This window comes from Flexilinea flocculi, from assembly GCF_001192795.1.
GTDB classification, from domain to species: domain Bacteria; phylum Chloroflexota; class Anaerolineae; order Anaerolineales; family Anaerolineaceae; genus Flexilinea; species Flexilinea flocculi.
Window position 1 is genome coordinate 626,341 of the sequence record NZ_DF968180.1, and the last position, 20,275, is coordinate 646,615.

Here is a 20,275-nt window from a genome sequence, read left to right on the forward strand (position 1 = left end):
AGGGAGTTCAAAAAAAGGAGGAAAAATGTCAGTTATTCAAACTGAAAATTTAACCAAGATCTACGGGAAAAATGAGACAGCGGTAACAGCATTGGATCGCGTCAACATTCAGATTGAAGAAGGTGAGTTCGTTGCCGTAATGGGTCCCAGTGGCTGCGGAAAATCCACATTGATGCATCTCTTAGGAGGTTTGGATAAACCGACCAGTGGAATTGTACGCATTAATCAGATCTCGATTGCTGAAATGGGCGATGATGAATTAACAAAACTGCGAAGAAGAAAGATCGGATTTGTTTTTCAGTTTTTTAATTTGATTCCTGTTTTAGATGCAGCGGAAAACGCCGCTTTACCAATGACGCTGGATGGAATGAAACCGGATCTTGCCCGAAAGAAAGCATGTGAATGGCTGGAGCGATTCGGTATGGCAAACCGAATGAAAAATCGTCCTGATCAGCTCTCTGGCGGTCAGCAACAACGGGTTGCCATTGCGCGTGCGTTAGTAGCCGATCCGACTATCATACTCGCAGATGAACCGACCGGAAATCTGGATACGCATTCCGGGGACGAAATTGCCGGATTGCTGCGAAATGTCTCGAATGATTACAACCGAACTGTGATCATGGTTACACACGATCCAAGGATTGCTGCTTATGCCAACCGAATCATCTTTCTAAAGGATGGCAGCGTCATCGATGAAACCATACTTGAGAAAAAGAATGATAACAACGCAGGTCTGGTCGCTGACAAAATGAAGAAGATTTCAGATTAAAAATGAAAAAGAACTGATTAGGGTTCTTTTTAATCTTTTCGAAGGGTGATTCCATGAACATACAATTTCGTTTGGCACTTCGATACTTGAGTGGCAGAAAAATGCGGACTGCTTTGACAACGCTGGCAATTGTATTCGGCGTATTAGTTATTTTTGGAATGAATATTGTTCTGCCAACAATGATCACTGCCATTAAAACCAACATCTATGCGGCTTCCGGTCAGGCAAGCTTGACGATTTCTCATATCACGGGCAATTTATTTGATCAATCGCTGGTTGAAAATGTTTTGCCAATCAACGGCGTGCTCGCCGCAACGGGGAAAATGGTTCGGACGATCAATTTACCGAAGAATTACTTTGATCAGGACAGTGAGAAACCGGATCGCGTCTCCGTCCTGAATCTGCAAGGATTGGATCTTGATAATGTTCAATCGGTCCATTCATTTCCTTTGCAAGATGGCCGTTTTTTGCTGCCAGAAGATCGAGATGCTGTTGTCATTACGCAGTCTCTCGCGGATAAAATATCCGTAAAAATCGGGGATTCCATGCGGATCCCCACGGTTGTCGGTGAGAAACAGTTGACCGTTGTGGGGCTTCTGTTCCCGCGTACACTTCCTGGTGATGAGGACATTTTTGTAAATCTACCTTACGCGCAGGAAATCATGAACTGCTCTGGGAAAATCAACCTGATTGAAGCAAATATCGATAATTTTGAAGATCAGGGAAAACGCGATGAAGTTGTTAATGCAATCCAGGAACGGCTTGGCTTGGATTTTCAAATCGGGACATTAAACAGTAATGAAGAATTGTTAGGCGTCATGGATATGGGTCAGATGATCTTGAATATATTTGGAGTACTGGCTTTGTTTATGGGCGCTTTTATTATTTTTAATACCTTCAGAACGATCGTTCTTGAACGGCGTTATGATATCGGTTTGCTGCGGGCTGTCGGCGCCAGCCGCAGTATGATAACCGGTATGATCCTGATAGAAGGTTTGATTCAAGGAATCATCGGATCGCTTGCGGGTATTGTGTCAGGATATTTTTTGGGTTATGGTATTCTACGCCTGGCTCAAGAACCAATGAGCGCTTTTGTCAATATCAAGCTGGGAACTCCCGTTGTTCCTCCAGCGCTGGTTGGTATCTGTTTGCTCCTCGGTGTGTCCATCTCTGTTTTGTCCGGGTTGATTCCGGCGATCAAAGCAGCGCGCATCACGCCATTGGATGCATTGCGTCCTTCCGTTGCAGATGTCAATTACCGGAAACAAACCGGTATCTTCTTCCTGATCGGATCCATCTTTATCGGAGTCGGAATCCTATTGCTGTTTTCCGATCAAATGTCATGGATTGCTGCAGGCGCCTTTGCTTTTCTGCTCGGACTGGTCTGTATCACGCCTGCTGTTGTTCGACCGTTTGCATTGCTGTTCGGGAAAATTATTGCCAGAATCTATCACCGTCAGGGTATTGGTGAATTAGCACAGGGAAATATGGCACGTCATCCAGGCAGAACTGCCATTACTGTCAGCGCAACGCTGCTGGGCTTGGCTGTCGCTGTTGCTGCAGGTACGCTCGTGTCCAGTGTCAGTATCTCTGTGGCAAATCTGATCAAGATATCTATGGGAAGCGATTATCTATTAGTTCCGCCTTCTGTCTCTTTATGGGGGACCAATATTGGTGCCAGTGCTGATTTGGAACAAAAACTGCGCGCTGTTGAGCAGGTTGATGTGGTTTCTTCACTGCGTTTTGCAGAAAGCAAGGTGAATGAAAATTCGGTTTCCGTCTTAGGAATTAATCCACATGATTATCCCTGGGCTGGCGGATTGACCTTTGTTGATGGCAGTGAATCGGATTACGATCAATTAAATGATGGCAGATCCATGTTTATTAACAGCATATTTGCCATGACTGTCGGCGCAAAAAAAGGGGATGTCATTGAATTGGCGACAACAGATGGCCGAAAACCATATCGTGTGGCAGCCGTAGTGAATGATTTATTAAATGCAAAAGTGACAACAGTTTTTATCTCTCAGAAGAATATGGAAAAAGATTTTCAAGTGACGGAAGATATTTTTATCCAGGTAAATTTGAAGGAAAATGCGGATATCAATGCTGCGGACGCCGCCATTAAAACTGCTGCATCCGGATATGATCAGTTTACAGTGATTTCAGGAAAAGAATACTCGCAATCCTTGATGAATCAACTGCAAACAGCTTTTTCGGGTTTTTACTTTTTGCTGATTTTACTGGCTGTGCCTTCTTTGCTGGCAATGTTAAACACACTGTCCATCGCCGTCATCGAACGGACACGCGAAATCGGAATGCTGCGTGCAGTGGGCGCAACAAGAAAACAAATTCGCCTGATGATGACTGTGGAAGGGCTCCTGTTGGCTGCTTTTGGAACCATATTGGGTATTTTGGGCGGGCTTTATCTGGGATTCCTTTTCGTTAAAGGGATTGGAACCTTTATGCCTTCCGAATATATTTTCCCGTTGTCCGGTGTTTTGGCTGCTCTCATTATCGGGCTGAGTTTTGGCATTTTAGCAGCTGTCATTCCATCGCGGCAGGCTGCACGCCTGGATGTCATCAGAGCTCTGCGATACGAATGAATCAGGAATAAATGTTGTTATGTTGTTTTTGCGCTTTGTGCAAAAACAACATAACAATCAAAAATTATTTTTTTCTCGAATAACTGTTCAAATTCATTTTTACCAAACGCTTCCTTCAAAGTTGTAAACCGGTTGATTCGATTGACTTGTATCTCCGACTATCCACCAGGGTTCTTTCAATGCCTCGATGATTTTCGGTACTTTTGAAAAATCAAGAATTTTTCGAGTATATCGATCGCGCGTGGCACTGAGTGTTGATACTTTTTGCAGGAAAGATTCAACATTTACTCCGGTTGTTTCCGGTACCTTCCCTGCAACCAATGCGATTGCACCAGTCACCATCGGCGTTGCCATCGATGTTCCGGAGGCATATGCGTATGATCCATTTAGAATTGTGGACAGAATGTTAACCCCAGGCGCCAGCAAATCCACTGCCAGCGCATGATTGGAGAAGCTAACGATTTCCGGTTTGTTGTTGACATAGTTTACGGCGCCGATCGAATAAGCGCTGGGAATACAAGCCGGATAGTTGATAAATCCATTGTAATGATTATTTCCGGCAGCTATTACCGGGATGGTTCCAAGCTCTACCAACCGGTCAAATAATGGCTTTCTTGGATCATTTTCACAATAACCGCTGCAGCTTCCTCCTCCCAGGCTCATGTTGAAAGCGACAATATTTAAACCGGATTCGCGGAGATCGATAAGATATTCAAGCGCTTTCATCTGATCGCTGTCCCAGGAAAGCGCAAGGTTTGTTTGTGATCCATAAACAGTGAAATTCGAAAAAACTTGGAGTGCAATAATATTTGCCTTTGGAGCGATTCCGCCATTGCCTGCGGCAATTCCGGCAACATGGGAACCATGCGACCAGGAACTTGATAATCCACCCCAATAAGGATAGGCGGATTCTGATTCCGTTAATTGAATTGTTCTGGTTGAATCAGTACAACTTGCAACCGAAAGGAGATCCGGTAAAAGATTTGCCGGTGAAGACCAGCAATGTTCATGGGTCACTCTTCCACCGAATTCCGGATTGGAAGCGTCAAGGCCTGTATCAAGGATTGCAATATAGGCATCAGCGCCTTCATAGCCGGCTTGATGCATCATGCTGACATGGGTGATTGCTTCTGTAGCTGATCCCAGTGTTATGGCTTCCGGAGTACTGAGTTTATCGGTTTCAATTCTGATGATGTTCTGATTATTCTGAAGAAGTTTTACCAATTGATTTGCGTCAGCAATGACCGAAAAAACATTGGTATATTTATAGAAATATATATCTCCGATACCGAGCGAGGCTGCCAAAGCCTGAACGCTTTCTTTGCTGTCGGATTCATATTTGAAAAGGACTTTAAACTCTTTTACCGGTAAAATTGGTCCTTTTTGAGACGCGTCAGTCTGTTGTCGGATTGTCTGCACAAAATCCAGTAAGTTTTTATCGTTAATTTTCTCCAAATCGTTTTCACTTAAATTTTGGAATGCATTGATGTCTATAGGTGATAGCTGAGAGGATTGGGCAATTTTTAAGGCTTCAAGCGCTGTCGATTGCTCACTGGTTAACGGTCTGGATACATTAAGAAATATATTTTCTGAATTATTTGCTGAAGCCGAACAAAATGTCATCGCAGCAATGAAAAGGGTGATGATCCATGCAAAAAAGACACGCTTCTTATTGTTCATGTAAGTTCCTCAATGAAAAGTGAAATTTATTAAGAATTGAAATTGAGAATTCCTGCGAATTACAACATTGCAATTTTTGTACCATCACTCGAAAAGCGCACGATTCGAACTTATAATAAGCCTTTCGAGAAAAGAGAAAAAACGTTACATCAACGAATCGATCTTTTAAATTTCGATTTACTGGTTGTTTTTTGACATGCTATAATTTTTGTGTCATGAAGATGCACGCTGACTTTTTCCCTGGCAGGCGTACATTTGCGGTAATATTGCATTCTTTAAAAAATACTCGAATGATCAGTTTTATTTATTAGAGGTATTTATGTTCTATGAAACATGGATGAGCAGCGATCCGGTTGCAGCTTCTCGAGCAGTGCGAAAAATTACTGATAAAAACCTTTTACGTCAACTTGCACAATTTGGACGCTTGTCGGAAGTCAGAACAGAGGCTCTCTTTCAATTGAATGAGCCTGAATTATGGGAGAAAGCAGCAAAGGAAGATCAGGATGCCAGTGTTCGGCGGAGCGCAGTGCGTCATATTACTGACTTGAATGTTTTACAAGAAATTTTGCTGCAGGATTCAGATTCTACAGTACTGGAAACTGCAGCAATCCGGCGGGATCAATTGATTGATCAGAATTCTGAAATGAAATAATTATTTTTTCCTTCTGAAAAGATCCTATCAAATGTGATTTTCCAAGAATCTACCATTAAATTGAAATTTTAAAAGAATTCTTTGTTGTTCTCAATTCGAAAAGTCAATCCATATTTCGAACAGCAGATGAAAGAAATTACACATCCGATCATGAAAATTGAATTCTATTTTCATAGAAATTGCTGGGAATTTACGAGTTAACGATTCACTTTCGTTTTATCATTGAAGAAAAAGAAAAAAGAAAGGTATCTCATATGCAATTTGATTTATCGCTTGAAGCATTAAAAACATATCTGCCTCTGCGTACAGAACCTGCGGATTTTGATTCATTCTGGGCACAGACACTGACGGAAACTCGAAAATTTGATCTGAATGCTTGTTTTACACCAGTTGCATGCGGATTGAAATTGTTGGATGTGTTTGATGTAACATTCTGCGGGTATGGCGGTCAACCGATCAAAGGGTGGTTTTTACTCCCTCGGGACCGAAATGGACAACTTCCCTGTGTTGTGGAATATATAGGATATGGCGGCGGAAGAGGAAAACCGTTGGATTGGTTGTTATGGAGCAATGCCGGTTATGCTCATTTTGTAATGGATACACGCGGACAGGGAAGCTCCTGGCAGGTCGGCGATACACCAGACCTTGAACCGGAAGGATCCAATCCACAATTCCCTGGCTTCATGACACGCGGAATTCTGCGACCGGAGACCTATTATTATCGCAGATTGATCACAGATGCTGTTCGAGCTGTAGAAGCAGCGCGTGCCAATCCTTTGGTGGACAAAAACAGAGTCGCAGTCCTGGGTAATTCTCAAGGTGGTGGAGTGTCTTTGGCAGCAGCCGGACTGATTCCGGATTTGTCTGCTGTTTTATGCGATGTACCTTTCTTGTGTCATTACCGGAGAGCGACAGAAATTACCGACGCAAATCCATACAATGAAATCTCCCAATACTGCAGGAATCATCGGGATAAGATCGAAACCGTATTTCACACTTTGTCGTATTTTGACGGGCTAAACTTTGCAGTTCGGGCAAATGCACCGGCTTTATTTTCCTCAGGATTGATGGATGAGATTTGTCCACCTTCGACAGTCTTTGCCGCCTATAATTATTATGCCGGAGAAAAACAAATAGAAGTCTGGCCTTATAACCATCATGAAGGTGGATCAACTTTCCAAAATATTGAGCGGATGAAAATGCTTTCTCGTCTCTGGCAGTAATCAGCGGATTTTTCGGGTATCGGCGTATTGAAACTGGAGCTGTTAGGGGTTTCATATCCGGCAATTCAAAAAACTCTTAAGAAAAGCGAGAAAAATCGTTGTTGGGTTGTTTTTGCATGTAGTGTAAAAATACCCAAAAACAAGTAATCTGTCCCGGATTCCGAAATGCTTTTTTGAATACCACCGTTATGGTTTTTTTCTGGGGACAAGCAGCAATAATGGCGTGCCGATCAGCATGATCAACGCGCCCATCATATATGCGGTTGAAATTCCATATTGGTTGCTGACTTTCCCCATAATGGTAACATCAATTGAATAAAAGATAAAATTTGCAGTTTGAAAGATTCCAAGCGCAAATGCGCGGAATTCCGGGAATTGTTCCTGAACGATGATCATCAGAATCGGGTACATGGAAATGTTTGTGAAGCCCAGTATCATCAGAAAGACGAAACTGAGCCCAATCGGTGATTTAACAAAGAGAATTGTTGCAATCGGGGTGAGCAGATAACCGAATAAAAGCATCTTTCGACGACCGAAAAAGTCACTCAATGTTCCGCCTAACAATGCCCCCAGCGCTCCGGCGATCTGCATCAAGGATAAAGATATGCTCGCCAGAGAGAGATTAATTCCTCTCTGGGTTTGAAAGAGCGTCAGATAAGAGGACATGCCTGTAATCAGGAAGTTTCTTGTGAAAAGGATTCCGCAGATAACCAGCATTACTGGAGTGATTTTTCGAATCGCATCTTTTAATTCTATCGGATGATTTCCTTCTTCCAGTTCTGTCGGCACAAACGGAATATCGCGGAGCAGCACAAAAAAGATCGCTGTTGCAGCAAATCCAATTACCATCAACCAGGGCAGTTGTTGCATGGTCAGAAAACTGAGTGCCGAAATCACCATCAGAGGACCAAGTACGCGTCCAATTTCGCCGCCGACCATGAAAATACTCATGGATCTGCCAAGATGATTGTTACCCAATTTTCCACAGCAAACCGGCGCAATCGAGTGAAATACGGCAGAACTGATTCCGCTGATGAAAATCATTAGAATCACGAGACTATAAAAAGGCGCAATTGACAGGCAGCTCAGAACAATCGAAGTGACCAGAGGAGCAAAGATCATCCAGTACTTCAGATTTTTTTTATCAGCAATGCGTCCGATGAAAATCTGAAGAATGGAGGGCAGTTGCTGTGCAACTGTTCCCATGCCGATCATTGTGGTCGAAATGGCAAATTTCTCTACAAAATAAGGCGCTAAGGTTGGAATAATTGCCTGAAAAGTATCATTCACCATATGACTGGCGCTTAAAGCGAGAATTTTTGGGTTATTATCTTTTGTTTCGATTTTTGCCATGATGGTCCTATTTTTCTTTATTGTAAATTTCCACAATTGTACGACATAATTAAAAAACAATTCCGCTTCGCAGCGGTTTTCGATAAAAAAAATTGTCTTTCATAGAAATGCGAAGCAGAATTATTGATTCCGATCAATCTTTCGAGAGCCAATGAAGAAGATTGGTAAAAAAAGGCGTGTACGATTTCCAGTGGATGAATTCAGGGGTTGCCCAATGAGGGAGTGTGTCACTGGCAAAAGCTGCTGTTCTCCCATTTTGATAATCTTGAACAGCCAATAATACATCCTGGTTCTCAAATCCGAGAATGACGGATGCTTGTGTTTTCGCTTTTACTCGATTGTATCCGAGAAAATCCGGCCAATCGGATTCAATACCCTTCATGATCGGATGATCTGGCTGTAAAACACGGGGGAAAATTCCCTCCGGACATTCAATCCGGTCATCATACGGAAGCATTTCAACCGGCAAAATATCGGCGATCGGAGTCATCCCATAACGGGCTTTTCCTTCATAACCGGTAAAGCTGAGATATCCGCCGCACATCAAAAATCCGCCACCTCGCGATACATATTCTTTAATCAGCTTTAATCGGTTGGGCATGCGTACCGCATTGGCATGTGTCTGCGGGGGAACGAGAAAGGTATTGCTGCCGATATCGCTGAAAATCACGACGCTGTATTGGTTCAATGTTTCAAGCGTGTCGAGAAAATTACTGTGAGCCAGATGAATCGGGAATAATTCGATATCGATGCCGTTTTCTTTTAACGCATCCACCATCGATCTGCCTGCTTCAGCATATCGTGAAATGGTTACATGATCGTACCCTTTGGTATATGTCTGGCTGATTGTGCAAGTCTCTCCTACAAACAGTATCTTTTTCATTTTTACTCCGATATCATTTTTTGTAAGATTTTGCCCTTGTGAAATCAATGTAACCCTGATCGACGTTCACACTGATCAATTCCACCTGAACTCGATTGCCCACTTTCAACCCTGAAAAACCTCTGACTAATTTTCCTTCCACTGGAATGTCGATCAGACGAACCCAGGTTCCCTTCTGGGCAGCTCCTGTAACCAATGCGTCAAATTGTTTCCCGATTTTTGATTTTAACAACAATGCAGCGGCGGATTTTTCAACCTGGCGTTCTGCTTTTGTCGCAATATCTTCCTGTTCCGTCATATGTATGGCTAATGTTGCTAATTCCTCGAAAGAGTAGGGAGATCGCTGATTTTCCAGAGCAGCTTTCAGCAACCGCTGTGTGATTAAATCCGGATAACGTCGGTTGGGAGCTGTAGAATGCGTATAGTCTTTTATTGCGAGACCGAAGTGTCCGGGTGCTTCCAATCCTGGCTTTTGTGCCACATATTCACCGGATCCTAACAGTTTGATAATTGTCAGTGACACATCCGGAAAGCGCAGTGGATCTGCCTGTTGCTGCTTCATGAGAAATTCATTTAATTTTCTGGAATCAGGTGAACCGGGCAATTGGAAATTGTATTCTTTCACAAATTCGACAATGCGATCCCATTTTTTTGGCTTGCGGACAACTCGACGAATATCCGGAATTTTCAGATCTTCCAAATAGCGGGCACAAACGCTGTTCGCGCAAATCATGAAATTTTCAATAATCTTTTTGGCACAATTTGTTTGTTCAACCTGCAAATCAACAATCTGATTTCCTTGAAAAACCGGTCTGGCTTCAATCGTATCCAGATTGAGAGCACCTCTATAATCGCGATTCTTTTCAAGAATTTCAGCAATATTTTTCTGAAGGCGAATATTCTCAGCCAGTCCAGGTACGGAAGCAATCGCTGCCGGTTCACTGGCTTTCCCATCCAGCCAGGCAGCAACGCTGTTATACGCCAATTTTGCCTGATTACGAACAACTGCCCGGTAAATCTTTCCTTCTTTTAATGTTCCTTTTTTGTCATAGATCATATCGGTAACAATCGCCAGTCGGTCTTCATGAAAATTCAGAGATGTCAGATTCGTGGAAAATTTCTCCGGCAGCATCGGGAAAACCTTGGCTGCAGTATAAATGGAAGTCGTATTGTGGCTTGCAAATTGATCAATTGCGGAACCGCGCTTTATCAAAGCATCGACATCTGCCACAGCAACGCGGATGCGAATGGATCCATCTGGTAAAGGTTCTGCAACTGTTAATTGATCCAAATCCAATGAGTCATCATTATCAATCGATGCCCAGAGAAGATCTCGCAAATCCTGTATCAATGGATTATGATCAATCGAAGCCGGAAAATTGATTTTTTCCATTTCTTCAATGACATCTTGTGAAAACTCAGAATATAATCCGCGTTCATTTAAGACGCGCTGTGCAATATCTTGCAGAATTTTCAGATGATCCTGATTTTGTTCATTAAAATTATCCATAGTTCCTCTCTTCCTTAGATAAGCGATTCTTTTTCAGAAAAAAACAAGGGGATGCAGTTTTATTTAAGTTTATGAAAGTATCCGTCGAACGGTTATTTCCTATTTAATCTTATCATCAACTAGGGGAATGGTCATTGTCAGCAATCTATAACAACGATTCCGAATTTGAATTTGCTTTTCGAATCAATCAAGAAAATTTGTTGTTCTTATAATTTTGCGCTACGTGACAAAGATTTATATGATGTATGATTCATGGATTGATCTGTCATTGCGAGGAAAGCGTCAGCTCGATGAATCAACCTTCCCTCAAGTGTCAGTAGATTGCTTCACCCTTACGGAATTCTCTCCTACAGGAAAATACCACTACAGCAAATCATCCTTCTCATTTTGTAAATTGCTGATTGGACCATGTAATCGGGCAAATAAATTGCTATAATTAAAATAACAGTATTTTTGTACAAAGATTTGAATCGAAAGCACATTATCCCGCAAATACTTGGATAATTTCCTTTTTCATACAGCCAGGACAGTCACACAATTGCGGAAAAAGCGTTTCATTCCCAATTTTTTTCAAAGGCGGTCTATGGAAAATCGTGAAAAATCCTTTCTCTCTGAGAAAGCAAATATTCTGATAGTCGATGATACGATTGAAAACCTGACATTATTAAGTCGAATGTTAAAAGATTGCGGATTTACTGTCAGGCCGGTTCCGAATGGAAGATTAGCCATCCAGGCTGCACGGTTATCAAAACCGGACTTAATTCTGCTTGACATCATGATGCCTGAAATGGACGGTTTTGAAGTCTGTTCCCGGTTGAAAAAAGATGCTTCCTTAAAAGATATTCCAGTTTTGTTCATCAGCGCCTTAACCGAAACATCGGAAAAAGTCAAAGCTTTTGAAGTCGGAGGTTTGGATTATATTTCCAAACCATTTCAATTTGAAGAAGTGAAAGCCAGAGTGGAGACTCATTTGAAACTGAGCCGGCTGCAAAACGAGTTGGAACAGCAGGTACAGCGGCAAGTCAAGGAAATCTCAGAATCTCAGATGAGTATGATTTTTGGCCTTGCAAAATTGGCTGAAATTCGTGATACCGATACCGGAAGACATTTGGAACGTATCAGAATCTTATGTAAAACACTTGCAGATGAATTGCGCAATACTGAAACGTATCAGAGTATTGTGGACGAAAATTTCTGCAGACGAATTTTTGAAGCCAGTCCGCTGCATGATATTGGAAAAGTAGGTATAGTTGACAGCATCCTTCTGAAACCAGGGAAACTACTTCCAGACGAATTCGAAATCATGAAGCGCCATGCAGTCATCGGTGCCCAAACGCTGGAAGTTGTACAGGATCATTTCCCGAATAATGAATTCCTGAAGATGGGAATTGAAATTTCCAGGTCACATCACGAGAAGTGGAATGGACAAGGATATCCGGAAGGATTGGCGGGCAATCAGATTCCTCTCAGCGCAAGGATAATGGCAATTGCGGATGTCTATGATGCGATGCGGTCGAAGCGTATTTATAAAACCCCGATTTCGCATCATGTTACATGTGAAAGCATCGTTGAAAGCGCCGGGGTCAGTTTTGATCCTGAGTTGATTTCTTTATTTACAAATTTGGAAAGCACATTTGATCAAATCTGGATAGAATATCTGGATTAAAACAGTCAAATATTTCTTTTTTTTTGTTTCAACAATTGAAAAACACCCTCGGTAATTTGCAATACGGTTCGATTTTGAATTGCTGAAATTTCTTTGGAAAAAGTGAATTCTTTTGGTTACTATCCAGAAGAAGATCATTTTGTTATTTACTTTTTTTTCATAATTTGGAGGACTAATGAAATTTGTAAAAGTTGCCGAAGTTCAGGAATTCGCTGCAATAGCAAAGAAAAAAATTGATTTCAATGGTACAGAAATTCTTCTGGTACGAAAAAAAGATGTCTATTATGCTGTCAACAATCGCTGCCCGCATATGGGTGGATCTCTCTATGATGGAATATTTAAGGGAGACGCAGTATTTTGTCCAAAACATGGATCTGGCTTCAATCTAAAAACAGGCGAAGTTATCGAGCAGGGAAAACTCCTGTTCATAAAAGTGAATGTGAAAAATATTCAGACATATCCTGTTAAAATTGAAGGCAATGAAATTTTCATCGGAATCGAATCATAAGATTACTTCAACACAACTGTTTATCCCTTTATCCCTGGGATTAGCCCTTGGTACATTGGGAGATACGATATTATATGTCGCACTTCCTCAAGAAAAAATACTTCTTCAAACGGGTTTAACGACAGGTGCAGTTGGACTAATTCTGGGATTAAATCGGTTAGCAAGGCTATTAACAAATCATCCGGTTGGTACTTTGTATTGTTATCTTCCACGCCGAAAGATCATGATTCCCGCTGCATTTCTGGGTGTGATAGCATCTGTTTGTTATGCGCTTAGTACCAACATCACTTTGATGATTGCTGGAAGGGTCATTTGGGGGTTAGCCTGGTCAGGGTTATGGATCGGTGCAACAACAATGACCCTTGATATATCCACTGATGAAAATCGTGGAAAAATGTCAGGAATTCTGGCTTTTACGACAACGATTGGTTTAACAATTTGTTCGCTGACAGCAGGTGTTTTATGCGATTGGCTCGGTTTTCACTTAGCTATGTGGTTCACTGTTTTTGCTTGTTCACTGAACGTAATTGTTTGGTTATTTTTTTTACCGGAAACCATCACATCTTTTCGGAGTAAAAAAAATCAATCGCTATTGCCGCAGACCCAAGCTGCTATGAATACTCGAAGTCTGTTTAAGATTTCAGGATTCATCGGCATTCCATTATTTGCTCAAAACTTTGTATATAACGGTGTAATTGTTTCCACAACTGTTCTTTGGTTAGAACGTTTTTTGGGAGATGGCGTAAAACTGTTCCATACATTTGTTCCAATTGTGACATTAGCAGGTATTTATAGTGCGTTCCGAATACTGATCGGAGCAACAAGCGGTCCAATAGCAGGTGCTTTTACTGATCGAACAGGAAATAGGAAAACCGCTTTAGTGATCATGTTAATCTTTGGCGCATGTACGACTTTTCTTTTAGGATTATCTATTCCTATATTAGCTTTTACTGGCGCAATTCTTGGCAGTATCGCAACAGGAGCGATTTCTACATTGGTGTATGCCTGGGCAGGAGACCGATTCCAAAGCGAATCTGCCAGCAAAGCCATTGGTATGATTAATAGTATGGGTGACCTGGGCAGCGCGCTCGGCCCGATCATCGCATTGAACCTAATCCCTCTTTTCGGATTACCGAAAGTTTATAGTTCCCTGGGCCTTATTTTTATTGCGGCGATATTGTCTATCCTAAAAGTATAAAAAAACATTAAACAGGGGCTTTTTATACCAATAAAGATATGGATGACCGATCGAATCAGGAAAGGTTATTTCAAATCACCGTTGATTCTTGCTTATGAAGGTTTTTCCTTCGAGCTTGAAAAAGGGATTGCATCCGGTCCGGAAATCGCTTTTTGAAATTCTTTGATAATTTCCTGTGCCTGCTCTCTGGTCAAGTAGAGGTTGGTTTCTCCTCCATAAAAAATTTTTTCATCCTCAGCACAATCTTCAGTGATTCGAACGCAGATATCGTCTTCAAATTCTGCATCTGCCTTGTCTACAAAAACTTCCACTTTTAGACTGTTATTTAATAAGAAGACAGCCATCTCTTTTCTCCTTTTTGATAATTTTTAAAGGATCTCGATTCCGAATAAGCTATTTCATCGATCCTGTGGGCATTTTTTACGCACAGGAAAGATCTCATTAAATTAATTATACTCATATGAAACAGCAACAGAATCACAATTCAGCGATTCGAAATTTGGTCAGGGTTCTTTTTTATTATGATGATGTTGCGCTTCGCGCAACATCATCATACCAACAAGTTTTATCTGATTGATAAGTTTAGTGAGTCAATATTTCGAATTGCTGATTCGAAATATAACTTTATGGTAAAGGTCCTTGTTATGAAATTATGGATCTTGCTTTCATGAAATCAGGGTCATAACTGATTTATACCGCAACGAATTCGTAATCGCACGTATAATTAAAGCAAAAACATCATCAAGGAGCTCTTCATGAATATTATTCCTGGCTTTTTTTATTCAAAGAATGACGAATGGGTTGAAGTCAAAGGGACAAAAGCTACAGTTGGGATTACTGATTTTGCCCAAAACTCCCTGTCAGATATTGTATTTGTAGAAATCAGTGTCTCAGAAGGTGATCATGTCGAAGCCTCAGATTTAATTGGTACGGTTGAGTCAGTTAAAGCCGCTTCTGATGTTTATACGCCGGTGGCAGGTGTCGTTGTTGCGGCCAATGAATCTGTTATTGACAATCCCGAATTGATCAATGCCGACCCGTTTGGGAAAGCCTGGCTCATTCAAGTAGAAAATGAAGATGGTATTGATACCAGCGGACTGATGAATGCAGAGGAGTATAAGACTTACTGCGAAGGACGGGGATAAATGATGTTCATTCCACATAGTGATGCCGAACGGGATGAAATGCTTGCCGCAATCGGTATTCAATCGATGGATGATTTATTTGAAGCAATTCCAAAGAGATACCGCTTCCCAAAAATCAATCTGCATGAAGGTATGACTGAAATTGAAGCGTCTGCTCAATTAAAAGAAATCGCAGAAGCTGATCTTTCCGTCGAAGATGTTTCCTGCTTCCTGGGAGCAGGAGCATATCATCACTATATCCCTGCTGTGATTGACAATCTGATCAGCCGAGGAGAATTTTATACAGCCTACACACCTTATCAACCGGAAATATCTCAGGGTACGCTGCAAGGAATTTTCGAATATCAAAGTCTGATCGCCAGACTCACCGGCATGGAAGCTGCCAATGCATCCCATTATGACGGCGCAACTGCTTGTGCCGAGGCGGGAATTCTGGCATATCATCAATTCCGCGGTAAACGAAAAAAAATACTGGTATCTCCTGGCCTTCATCCGCACTATGCGGCTGTCATGCAGACCTATTTGGAGAATTTTGACGGTGTACATATCGAAATTCCCGAATTCAAATCATTAGATTCAGTCACGCCGCAGAATTTGGCTGATTTGATTGACGAAGAAACAGCGATGGTGATGGTTCAATATCCGGATTTTTTTGGACAGTTGTTTGATTACTCGGAATTTGCAGAAATAGTCCATGCAAAAGGAGCGTTGTTCTGCATGAGTGTCAATCCAATCGCTTTAGGCCTTTTGAAAACTCCTGGTGAGATGGGAGCAGATATCGTCGTCGGTGAAGGACAGCCATTAGGAATTCCGCTATCGTTAGGTGGTCCGTATCTTGGACTTTTTGCGGCAAAAAAGGATTTAATTCGGAAAGTTTCGGGACGAATTGTCGGAGAAACTGTCGATAATCGCGGACAAAAAGCCTATGTGCTGACGTTAACAGCTCGTGAACAGCATATCCGGCGCGAAAAGGCAACCTCCAATATTTGCTCGAATCAAGGTTTAAATGCCTTAACTGCCGCGATCTACCTGAGCCTTTTAGGAAAAAAAGGATTACAGGATGTGGCACGATTGTGTTATGACAAGGCACACTACGCAGCCGAGAGAATTAGCAAGATACCCGGATTTCACGTATTGAATTCGACCCCGTTTTTCCATGAATTTGCTGTTGCTTGTCCTGCACCTGTCTCCGAAATAAACGAACATTTGCTGCACCATGGGATTCTGGGCGGATTGGATCTTTCCAGGATGATTCCATCTTTACAGAATGTGATGCTAATTGCGGTGACAGAATTGAACTCAAAAGAGGCGATTGATGATTTCTGCCGTATTCTTTCAGGAGACGAAAATGATGATGAATCGTGAACAAAAAACAATTTTTGAACTCTCTTCTGAAGGGCGGAACGGTTTCAGATTTCCAAAATCGGATGTCAAGGCGGCTGAGCTGCCGAATGATTTGATGCGTGAAACTTTACCGCTACCGGAATTATCAGAAATGGATGTAGTCAGACATTATACACGGCTGTCGGCATTGAACTATTCGGTAGATACCGGCTTTTACCCGCTTGGGTCCTGTACAATGAAATACAATCCGAAAATCTGTGAAAAGGCCGCAAGATTTTCAGGGTTTTCACAGCTTCATCCGTTGCAGCCGGTAGAAACAGTGCAGGGCGCTTTGTTAATTCTGTATGAAATGCAAGAGATACTACAGGAAATCAGTGGATTTCATGCAGCATCCCTGACTCCAGCTGCTGGCGCTCACGGCGAGTTTAGCGGCGTTAAAATGATAGCTGCTTATCACAATCAGCGCGATAACAGTCGCCGTAAGGTGATGCTGATTCCTGACAGCGCCCATGGCACCAATCCCGCATCTTCAGTGATGTGCGGTTTTCGGGTACAACCTGTCAATACGAATGAGCGGGGAAATATCGATCTGAAATCACTTGCCGCCTATTGTAATGACGAGCTCGCTGGAATTATGATCACGAACCCGAACACGCTTGGACTCTTTGATGAAAATTTGATTGAGGCGATTGACATGGTCCATCAAGCCGGAGGTCTGGTATATGGCGACGGTGCGAACATGAACGCTTTGCTGGGAATCGCCAAACCGGCTGAACTGGGTTTTGATGTAATGCATTTTAATCTTCACAAAACTTTTGCTACTCCACACGGCGGCGGAGGGCCAGGCGCCGGTGCAGTTTGTTGTACCGAACGGTTGCGCGACTTTCTGCCGGGTCCAATCGCTGCTGTCATTGAACCAGCTACCGATGAATTACCTCCGCTCTATGGATGGAAAATGCCTGAAAAGAGTATCGGACAAGTCGGATCTTTCTGGGGACATTTTGACGTAATCGTAAAAGCCTACACCTATTGTCTGATGCTGGGGCGCGATGGATTAAAACGAGTTGCCGAATTTGCCACCCTTAATGCAAATTATCTGATGTCTGCGCTGAAGGATGTATATCCGCTTCCCTATGATCGTATCTGTATGCACGAATTTGTTCTGGATGTAAAATGGCCGGATGCTCCGGATGTCCGTGCTTTGGACGTTGCGAAGCGGTTGATGGATTATGATTTTCATCCACCAACCAATTACTTTCCGCTCATTGTCCATGAAGCGCTGATGATTGAACCGACCGAGACTGAAAGCAAGCAGACACTCGATCTGTTCATTGAGGCGATGCGGAGCATTGCCAAAGAGGCGCATGAACAGCCTGAATTACTGCACGATGCTCCGGTTAATACGCCATTCGGGCGGATGGATGAAGTCAAAGCTGCAAAGGATTTGAAAATCACAGAATAAATATTGCTGATTGCAGAAATCCGAAGGGATTTCGGGCATGCGGTTTTATTCATGATATGGATGAGTGTATGGATGTTGAAGTTATTTGCCTTACACTCATTTTTAATGCTGAAGAGAGTCAGATCGCTCTTCTCATAAATTATTAGATTCCATCGGATTCTTGTGAGAGATGAAAAGGAAATTATGGATGAAATTTTAAATATTAAAACGAAGTTTGAAATAAAAACGACAGAGGAAAAACCTGCTGGTGCAGTGGCGTTGAAAATTGTCAGCGAAGCTCAGAATCCCTTTTTGAAAAAAGCTGGAGATTTATTTTTTTCTCAGGGAGATGACGGCGTTGTTGTTACATTTTATACCGGCGAAACATTTAATTCCGACACATATCGTTCGCTTGGAGGGAAGATCGCAGCCTGGATAAAAGCCACTTTACCGACAAGTGTTTTCTGGGAATATGATCCGACAATAGCTGAGCAGGAAGTATCGAACTTGATCGAGGGATTGCTGCTTGGAAGTTTTGAATTCGACCAGTATAAAAAAGTGAAAGAAATTCCCAACAGCAGCACACTTTTCCTGGATACTGCTTTCTCAGAGCTGTTGGCTCAACGAAAAATTGTGTGTGATGCTGTGAATATGGCTCGTCATTGGGCGCATGAACCTGCCTGCCTGATTAATCCTCAGACACTCTCTGAACGGATTGAAATTCTGGCAAAGGCTTATGGCTTGAAATGTACAGTTCTGGATGATCTGCAATTACGCGAAATGGGTGCAGGGGCGATTATTGCCGTTGGACAGGGAAGCAAGACACCCTCCCGAATGATCATTGTGGAATATGAAGGACAAAAAAAAGAAAAACCGGTGGTTCTGGTGGGAAAAGCCATTACCTTTGATTCTGGCGGTTATTCGATCAAACCGTCTGACAGTATGGTTTCTATGAAATATGATAAATGCGGAGCAATGGCAGTTCTGGGTGTGATGAGAGCGGCAGCCGAACTCCGATTTGAAAAACCGATTGTCGGAATTATTTGTGCGGCTGAAAATATGCTCAGTCAAAATTCCTACCGCCCGGATGATATTATTCACAGTTTGTCTGGTCAGACAATCGAAGTTATATCAACGGATGCAGAAGGACGACTGGTTCTTTGTGACGGCTTAACATACGCTCAGCAAAAGTATGATCCGCAGGCTATTATCGACCTTGCGACTTTAACCGGCGGCTGTGTTGTCGCTTATGGCCATGTCCGCGCGGGTGTTCTCTGTAATCAGACCGAATTATTTGATCAGTTATATGCTTCCGGAGAGAAAACCTGGGAGAGAGTCTGGCGGCTTCCCCATGATGAAGACTATGCCGAATTGTTGAAAGGAACAGATGCTGACTTGAAGAATTCAGGCGGCCGCTGGGGATCTCCGGTGACTGGGGGCATGTTTCTGAAACAGTTTGTCAAGGATACGATTCCCTGGGCGCATATCGATATTGCAGGTGTCTCTGATTTGGAAAAAGGGACTGCTTATTCGGCTCCAGGTGCTACCGGTTTTGGCATTCGTCTGATACTCGATTGGTTGCAAAAAAACTAATTTCTTTCTGTCACGAATGTGCTTGGAAAAGAGGTCAAGTAAGACCTCTTTTTTTTGTATTAAAGGGAAAAAAAATGCAATACAGCGAGAGAAAAGAAGCTTTAGCATAAGACGAAGGAAAAGCGTTTTTGTCGGCAACGACAGGCGCCAACAGGTATAGCAGGTGGTTATGACGCTCACGGGACAGGATATTGCTTCGTCTATACAGGGTTATAACCATGATCAATATCGCCCAATGCAGCTCGTATGGCAATCTGTCATTGCGAGGAGGGCAAAAGCCCGACGAAGTAATCTTTTCTCATGCGACAGAAGATTGCTTCGCTACGCTCGCAATGACAAACTTCGCCCCTGTGTGGCTCGTATGGCATCCTGTCATTGCGAGGTGGCATAAGCCTGACAAAACAATCTTTAAGTATTAAGAGGTAAACACTTTGCTATGCACGTGTAGAAAAAATTTAATTTTCGTGAAAAAAAACCAATTTGAAAATATGCCCAGGCTGACACTCACAACATGAGACAACAATTCATTTATGAAACTTCTGGTAAACCGTATAAAAAGGGTTATTAAATTTTTTTATTTTTTTTTATTTGGCTTAAATCATGCACTATATGAAATGCCATACAAAACGTTGATGAAAAATTTAAAAGGAACTATTAAGCAATTTTTCAGAAAAATAAAGAATGGCACTGTACTTGCAACAGAA

Annotated in this window: 16 protein-coding genes; 11 read left to right on the forward strand and 5 right to left on the reverse strand. The window is 42.2% G+C overall.

Annotation, left to right across the window (positions count from 1 at the left end; all coding sequences use genetic code 11):
* Positions 1-25: 25 nt before the first annotated feature.
* The gene (locus ATC1_RS04835; protein ID WP_062278880.1) at positions 26-769 is read left to right on the forward strand and encodes an ABC transporter ATP-binding protein; all 744 of its coding nucleotides are present in this window, start codon (positions 26-28) and stop codon (positions 767-769) included.
* 53 nt (positions 770-822) lie between these two features.
* Positions 823-3,375, forward strand: a complete 2,553-nt coding sequence (locus ATC1_RS04840; protein ID WP_082174666.1) for an FtsX-like permease family protein — start codon at positions 823-825, stop codon at positions 3,373-3,375.
* A gap of 99 nt (positions 3,376-3,474) precedes the next feature.
* Here ATC1_RS04840 and ATC1_RS04845 read toward each other — a convergent pair whose 3' ends face one another.
* Complete coding sequence (locus ATC1_RS04845; protein WP_062278883.1) at positions 3,475-5,055, reverse strand: S8 family peptidase; 1,581 nt, start codon at positions 5,053-5,055, stop codon at positions 3,475-3,477.
* A 319-nt stretch (positions 5,056-5,374) separates the two neighbouring features.
* Here ATC1_RS04845 and ATC1_RS04850 point away from each other — a divergent pair, with 319 nt between their 5' ends.
* Both ATC1_RS04850 and ATC1_RS04855 read left to right on the forward strand, forming a co-directional pair.
* Positions 5,375-5,707 (forward strand): hypothetical protein, encoded by a 333-nt coding sequence (locus tag ATC1_RS04850; protein WP_062278885.1) that lies wholly within the window; start codon positions 5,375-5,377, stop codon positions 5,705-5,707.
* Between the two features lie 254 nt (positions 5,708-5,961).
* Positions 5,962-6,930: an acetylxylan esterase gene (locus tag ATC1_RS04855; protein ID WP_062279000.1), complete on the forward strand. Its 969-nt coding sequence runs from the start codon at positions 5,962-5,964 to the stop codon at positions 6,928-6,930.
* Between the two features lie 186 nt (positions 6,931-7,116).
* On the opposite strand, the gene ATC1_RS04860 is transcribed toward ATC1_RS04855, so the two are convergent.
* The 3 genes from ATC1_RS04860 to ATC1_RS04870 all read right to left on the reverse strand — a co-directional run bounded on the left by ATC1_RS04860 (position 7,117) and on the right by ATC1_RS04870 (position 10,676).
* Positions 7,117-8,283 carry an MFS transporter gene (locus ATC1_RS04860; protein ID WP_062278887.1) on the reverse strand — a complete coding sequence of 389 codons (1,167 nt, stop codon included), beginning with the start codon at positions 8,281-8,283 and terminating at the stop codon, positions 7,117-7,119.
* A gap of 133 nt (positions 8,284-8,416) precedes the next feature.
* Positions 8,417-9,166 (reverse strand): glutamine amidotransferase, encoded by a 750-nt coding sequence (locus tag ATC1_RS04865; protein ID WP_152024227.1) that lies wholly within the window; start codon positions 9,164-9,166, stop codon positions 8,417-8,419.
* 13 nt (positions 9,167-9,179) lie between these two features.
* Positions 9,180-10,676, reverse strand: coding sequence for an RNB domain-containing ribonuclease (locus ATC1_RS04870; RefSeq protein WP_062278890.1), 1,497 nt, complete (start codon positions 10,674-10,676; stop codon positions 9,180-9,182).
* Positions 10,677-11,259: 583 nt separating this feature from the next.
* Here ATC1_RS04870 and ATC1_RS04875 point away from each other — a divergent pair.
* The 3 genes from ATC1_RS04875 to ATC1_RS04885 all read left to right on the forward strand — a co-directional run bounded on the left by ATC1_RS04875 (position 11,260) and on the right by ATC1_RS04885 (position 14,048).
* Entirely contained in the window at positions 11,260-12,342 is a 1,083-nt protein-coding gene (locus ATC1_RS04875; protein ID WP_062278891.1) for a response regulator, read from the forward strand.
* Between the two features lie 175 nt (positions 12,343-12,517).
* Positions 12,518-12,850, forward strand: a complete 333-nt coding sequence (locus tag ATC1_RS04880) for a Rieske (2Fe-2S) protein (RefSeq protein WP_062278893.1) — start codon at positions 12,518-12,520, stop codon at positions 12,848-12,850.
* A complete protein-coding gene (locus ATC1_RS04885) occupies positions 12,822-14,048 on the forward strand; it encodes an MFS transporter (RefSeq protein ID WP_062278895.1) in 1,227 nt (408 codons plus the stop codon). Before ATC1_RS04880 ends, ATC1_RS04885 begins: the two co-directional genes overlap by 29 nt.
* Before the next feature lie 92 nt (positions 14,049-14,140).
* Here ATC1_RS04885 and ATC1_RS04890 read toward each other — a convergent pair whose 3' ends face one another.
* Complete coding sequence (locus ATC1_RS04890; RefSeq protein ID WP_062278897.1) at positions 14,141-14,392, reverse strand: hypothetical protein; 252 nt, start codon at positions 14,390-14,392, stop codon at positions 14,141-14,143.
* 411 nt (positions 14,393-14,803) lie between these two features.
* Here ATC1_RS04890 and gcvH point away from each other — a divergent pair, with 411 nt between their 5' ends.
* The 4 genes from gcvH (at position 14,804) to ATC1_RS04910 (ending at position 19,571) form a co-directional block, all read left to right on the forward strand.
* Positions 14,804-15,193 (forward strand): glycine cleavage system protein GcvH, encoded by a 390-nt coding sequence (gene gcvH, locus ATC1_RS04895; protein ID WP_062278899.1) that lies wholly within the window; start codon positions 14,804-14,806, stop codon positions 15,191-15,193.
* Entirely contained in the window at positions 15,194-16,558 is a 1,365-nt protein-coding gene (gene gcvPA / locus ATC1_RS04900; protein WP_062278901.1) for an aminomethyl-transferring glycine dehydrogenase subunit GcvPA, read from the forward strand.
* Positions 16,545-17,999: an aminomethyl-transferring glycine dehydrogenase subunit GcvPB gene (gene gcvPB, locus ATC1_RS04905; RefSeq protein ID WP_152024235.1), complete on the forward strand. Its 1,455-nt coding sequence runs from the start codon at positions 16,545-16,547 to the stop codon at positions 17,997-17,999. Before gcvPA ends, gcvPB begins: the two co-directional genes overlap by 14 nt.
* 183 nt (positions 18,000-18,182) lie before the next feature.
* Complete coding sequence (locus tag ATC1_RS04910; protein WP_062278903.1) at positions 18,183-19,571, forward strand: leucyl aminopeptidase family protein; 1,389 nt, start codon at positions 18,183-18,185, stop codon at positions 19,569-19,571.
* The last annotated feature ends 704 nt before the right edge of the window (positions 19,572-20,275 follow it).

Bases quoted from the DNA above. Each gene is read 5' to 3' on its own strand.
- ATC1_RS04835 (WP_062278880.1), top strand. From the start codon at position 26: ATGTCAGTTATTCAAACTGAAAATTTAACCAAGATCTACGGGAAAAAT.
- ATC1_RS04840 (WP_082174666.1), top strand. From the start codon at position 823: ATGAACATACAATTTCGTTTGGCACTTCGATACTTGAGTGGCAGAAAA.
- ATC1_RS04845 (WP_062278883.1), bottom strand. From the start codon at position 5,055: ATGAACAATAAGAAGCGTGTCTTTTTTGCATGGATCATCACCCTTTTC.
- ATC1_RS04850 (WP_062278885.1), top strand. From the start codon at position 5,375: ATGTTCTATGAAACATGGATGAGCAGCGATCCGGTTGCAGCTTCTCGA.
- ATC1_RS04855 (WP_062279000.1), top strand. From the start codon at position 5,962: ATGCAATTTGATTTATCGCTTGAAGCATTAAAAACATATCTGCCTCTG.
- ATC1_RS04860 (WP_062278887.1), bottom strand. From the start codon at position 8,283: ATGGCAAAAATCGAAACAAAAGATAATAACCCAAAAATTCTCGCTTTA.
- ATC1_RS04865 (WP_152024227.1), bottom strand. From the start codon at position 9,166: ATGAAAAAGATACTGTTTGTAGGAGAGACTTGCACAATCAGCCAGACA.
- ATC1_RS04870 (WP_062278890.1), bottom strand. From the start codon at position 10,676: ATGGATAATTTTAATGAACAAAATCAGGATCATCTGAAAATTCTGCAA.
- ATC1_RS04875 (WP_062278891.1), top strand. From the start codon at position 11,260: ATGGAAAATCGTGAAAAATCCTTTCTCTCTGAGAAAGCAAATATTCTG.
- ATC1_RS04880 (WP_062278893.1), top strand. From the start codon at position 12,518: ATGAAATTTGTAAAAGTTGCCGAAGTTCAGGAATTCGCTGCAATAGCA.
- ATC1_RS04885 (WP_062278895.1), top strand. From the start codon at position 12,822: ATGAAATTTTCATCGGAATCGAATCATAAGATTACTTCAACACAACTG.
- ATC1_RS04890 (WP_062278897.1), bottom strand. From the start codon at position 14,392: ATGGCTGTCTTCTTATTAAATAACAGTCTAAAAGTGGAAGTTTTTGTA.
- gcvH (WP_062278899.1), top strand. From the start codon at position 14,804: ATGAATATTATTCCTGGCTTTTTTTATTCAAAGAATGACGAATGGGTT.
- gcvPA (WP_062278901.1), top strand. From the start codon at position 15,194: ATGATGTTCATTCCACATAGTGATGCCGAACGGGATGAAATGCTTGCC.
- gcvPB (WP_152024235.1), top strand. From the start codon at position 16,545: ATGATGAATCGTGAACAAAAAACAATTTTTGAACTCTCTTCTGAAGGG.
- ATC1_RS04910 (WP_062278903.1), top strand. From the start codon at position 18,183: ATGGATGAAATTTTAAATATTAAAACGAAGTTTGAAATAAAAACGACA.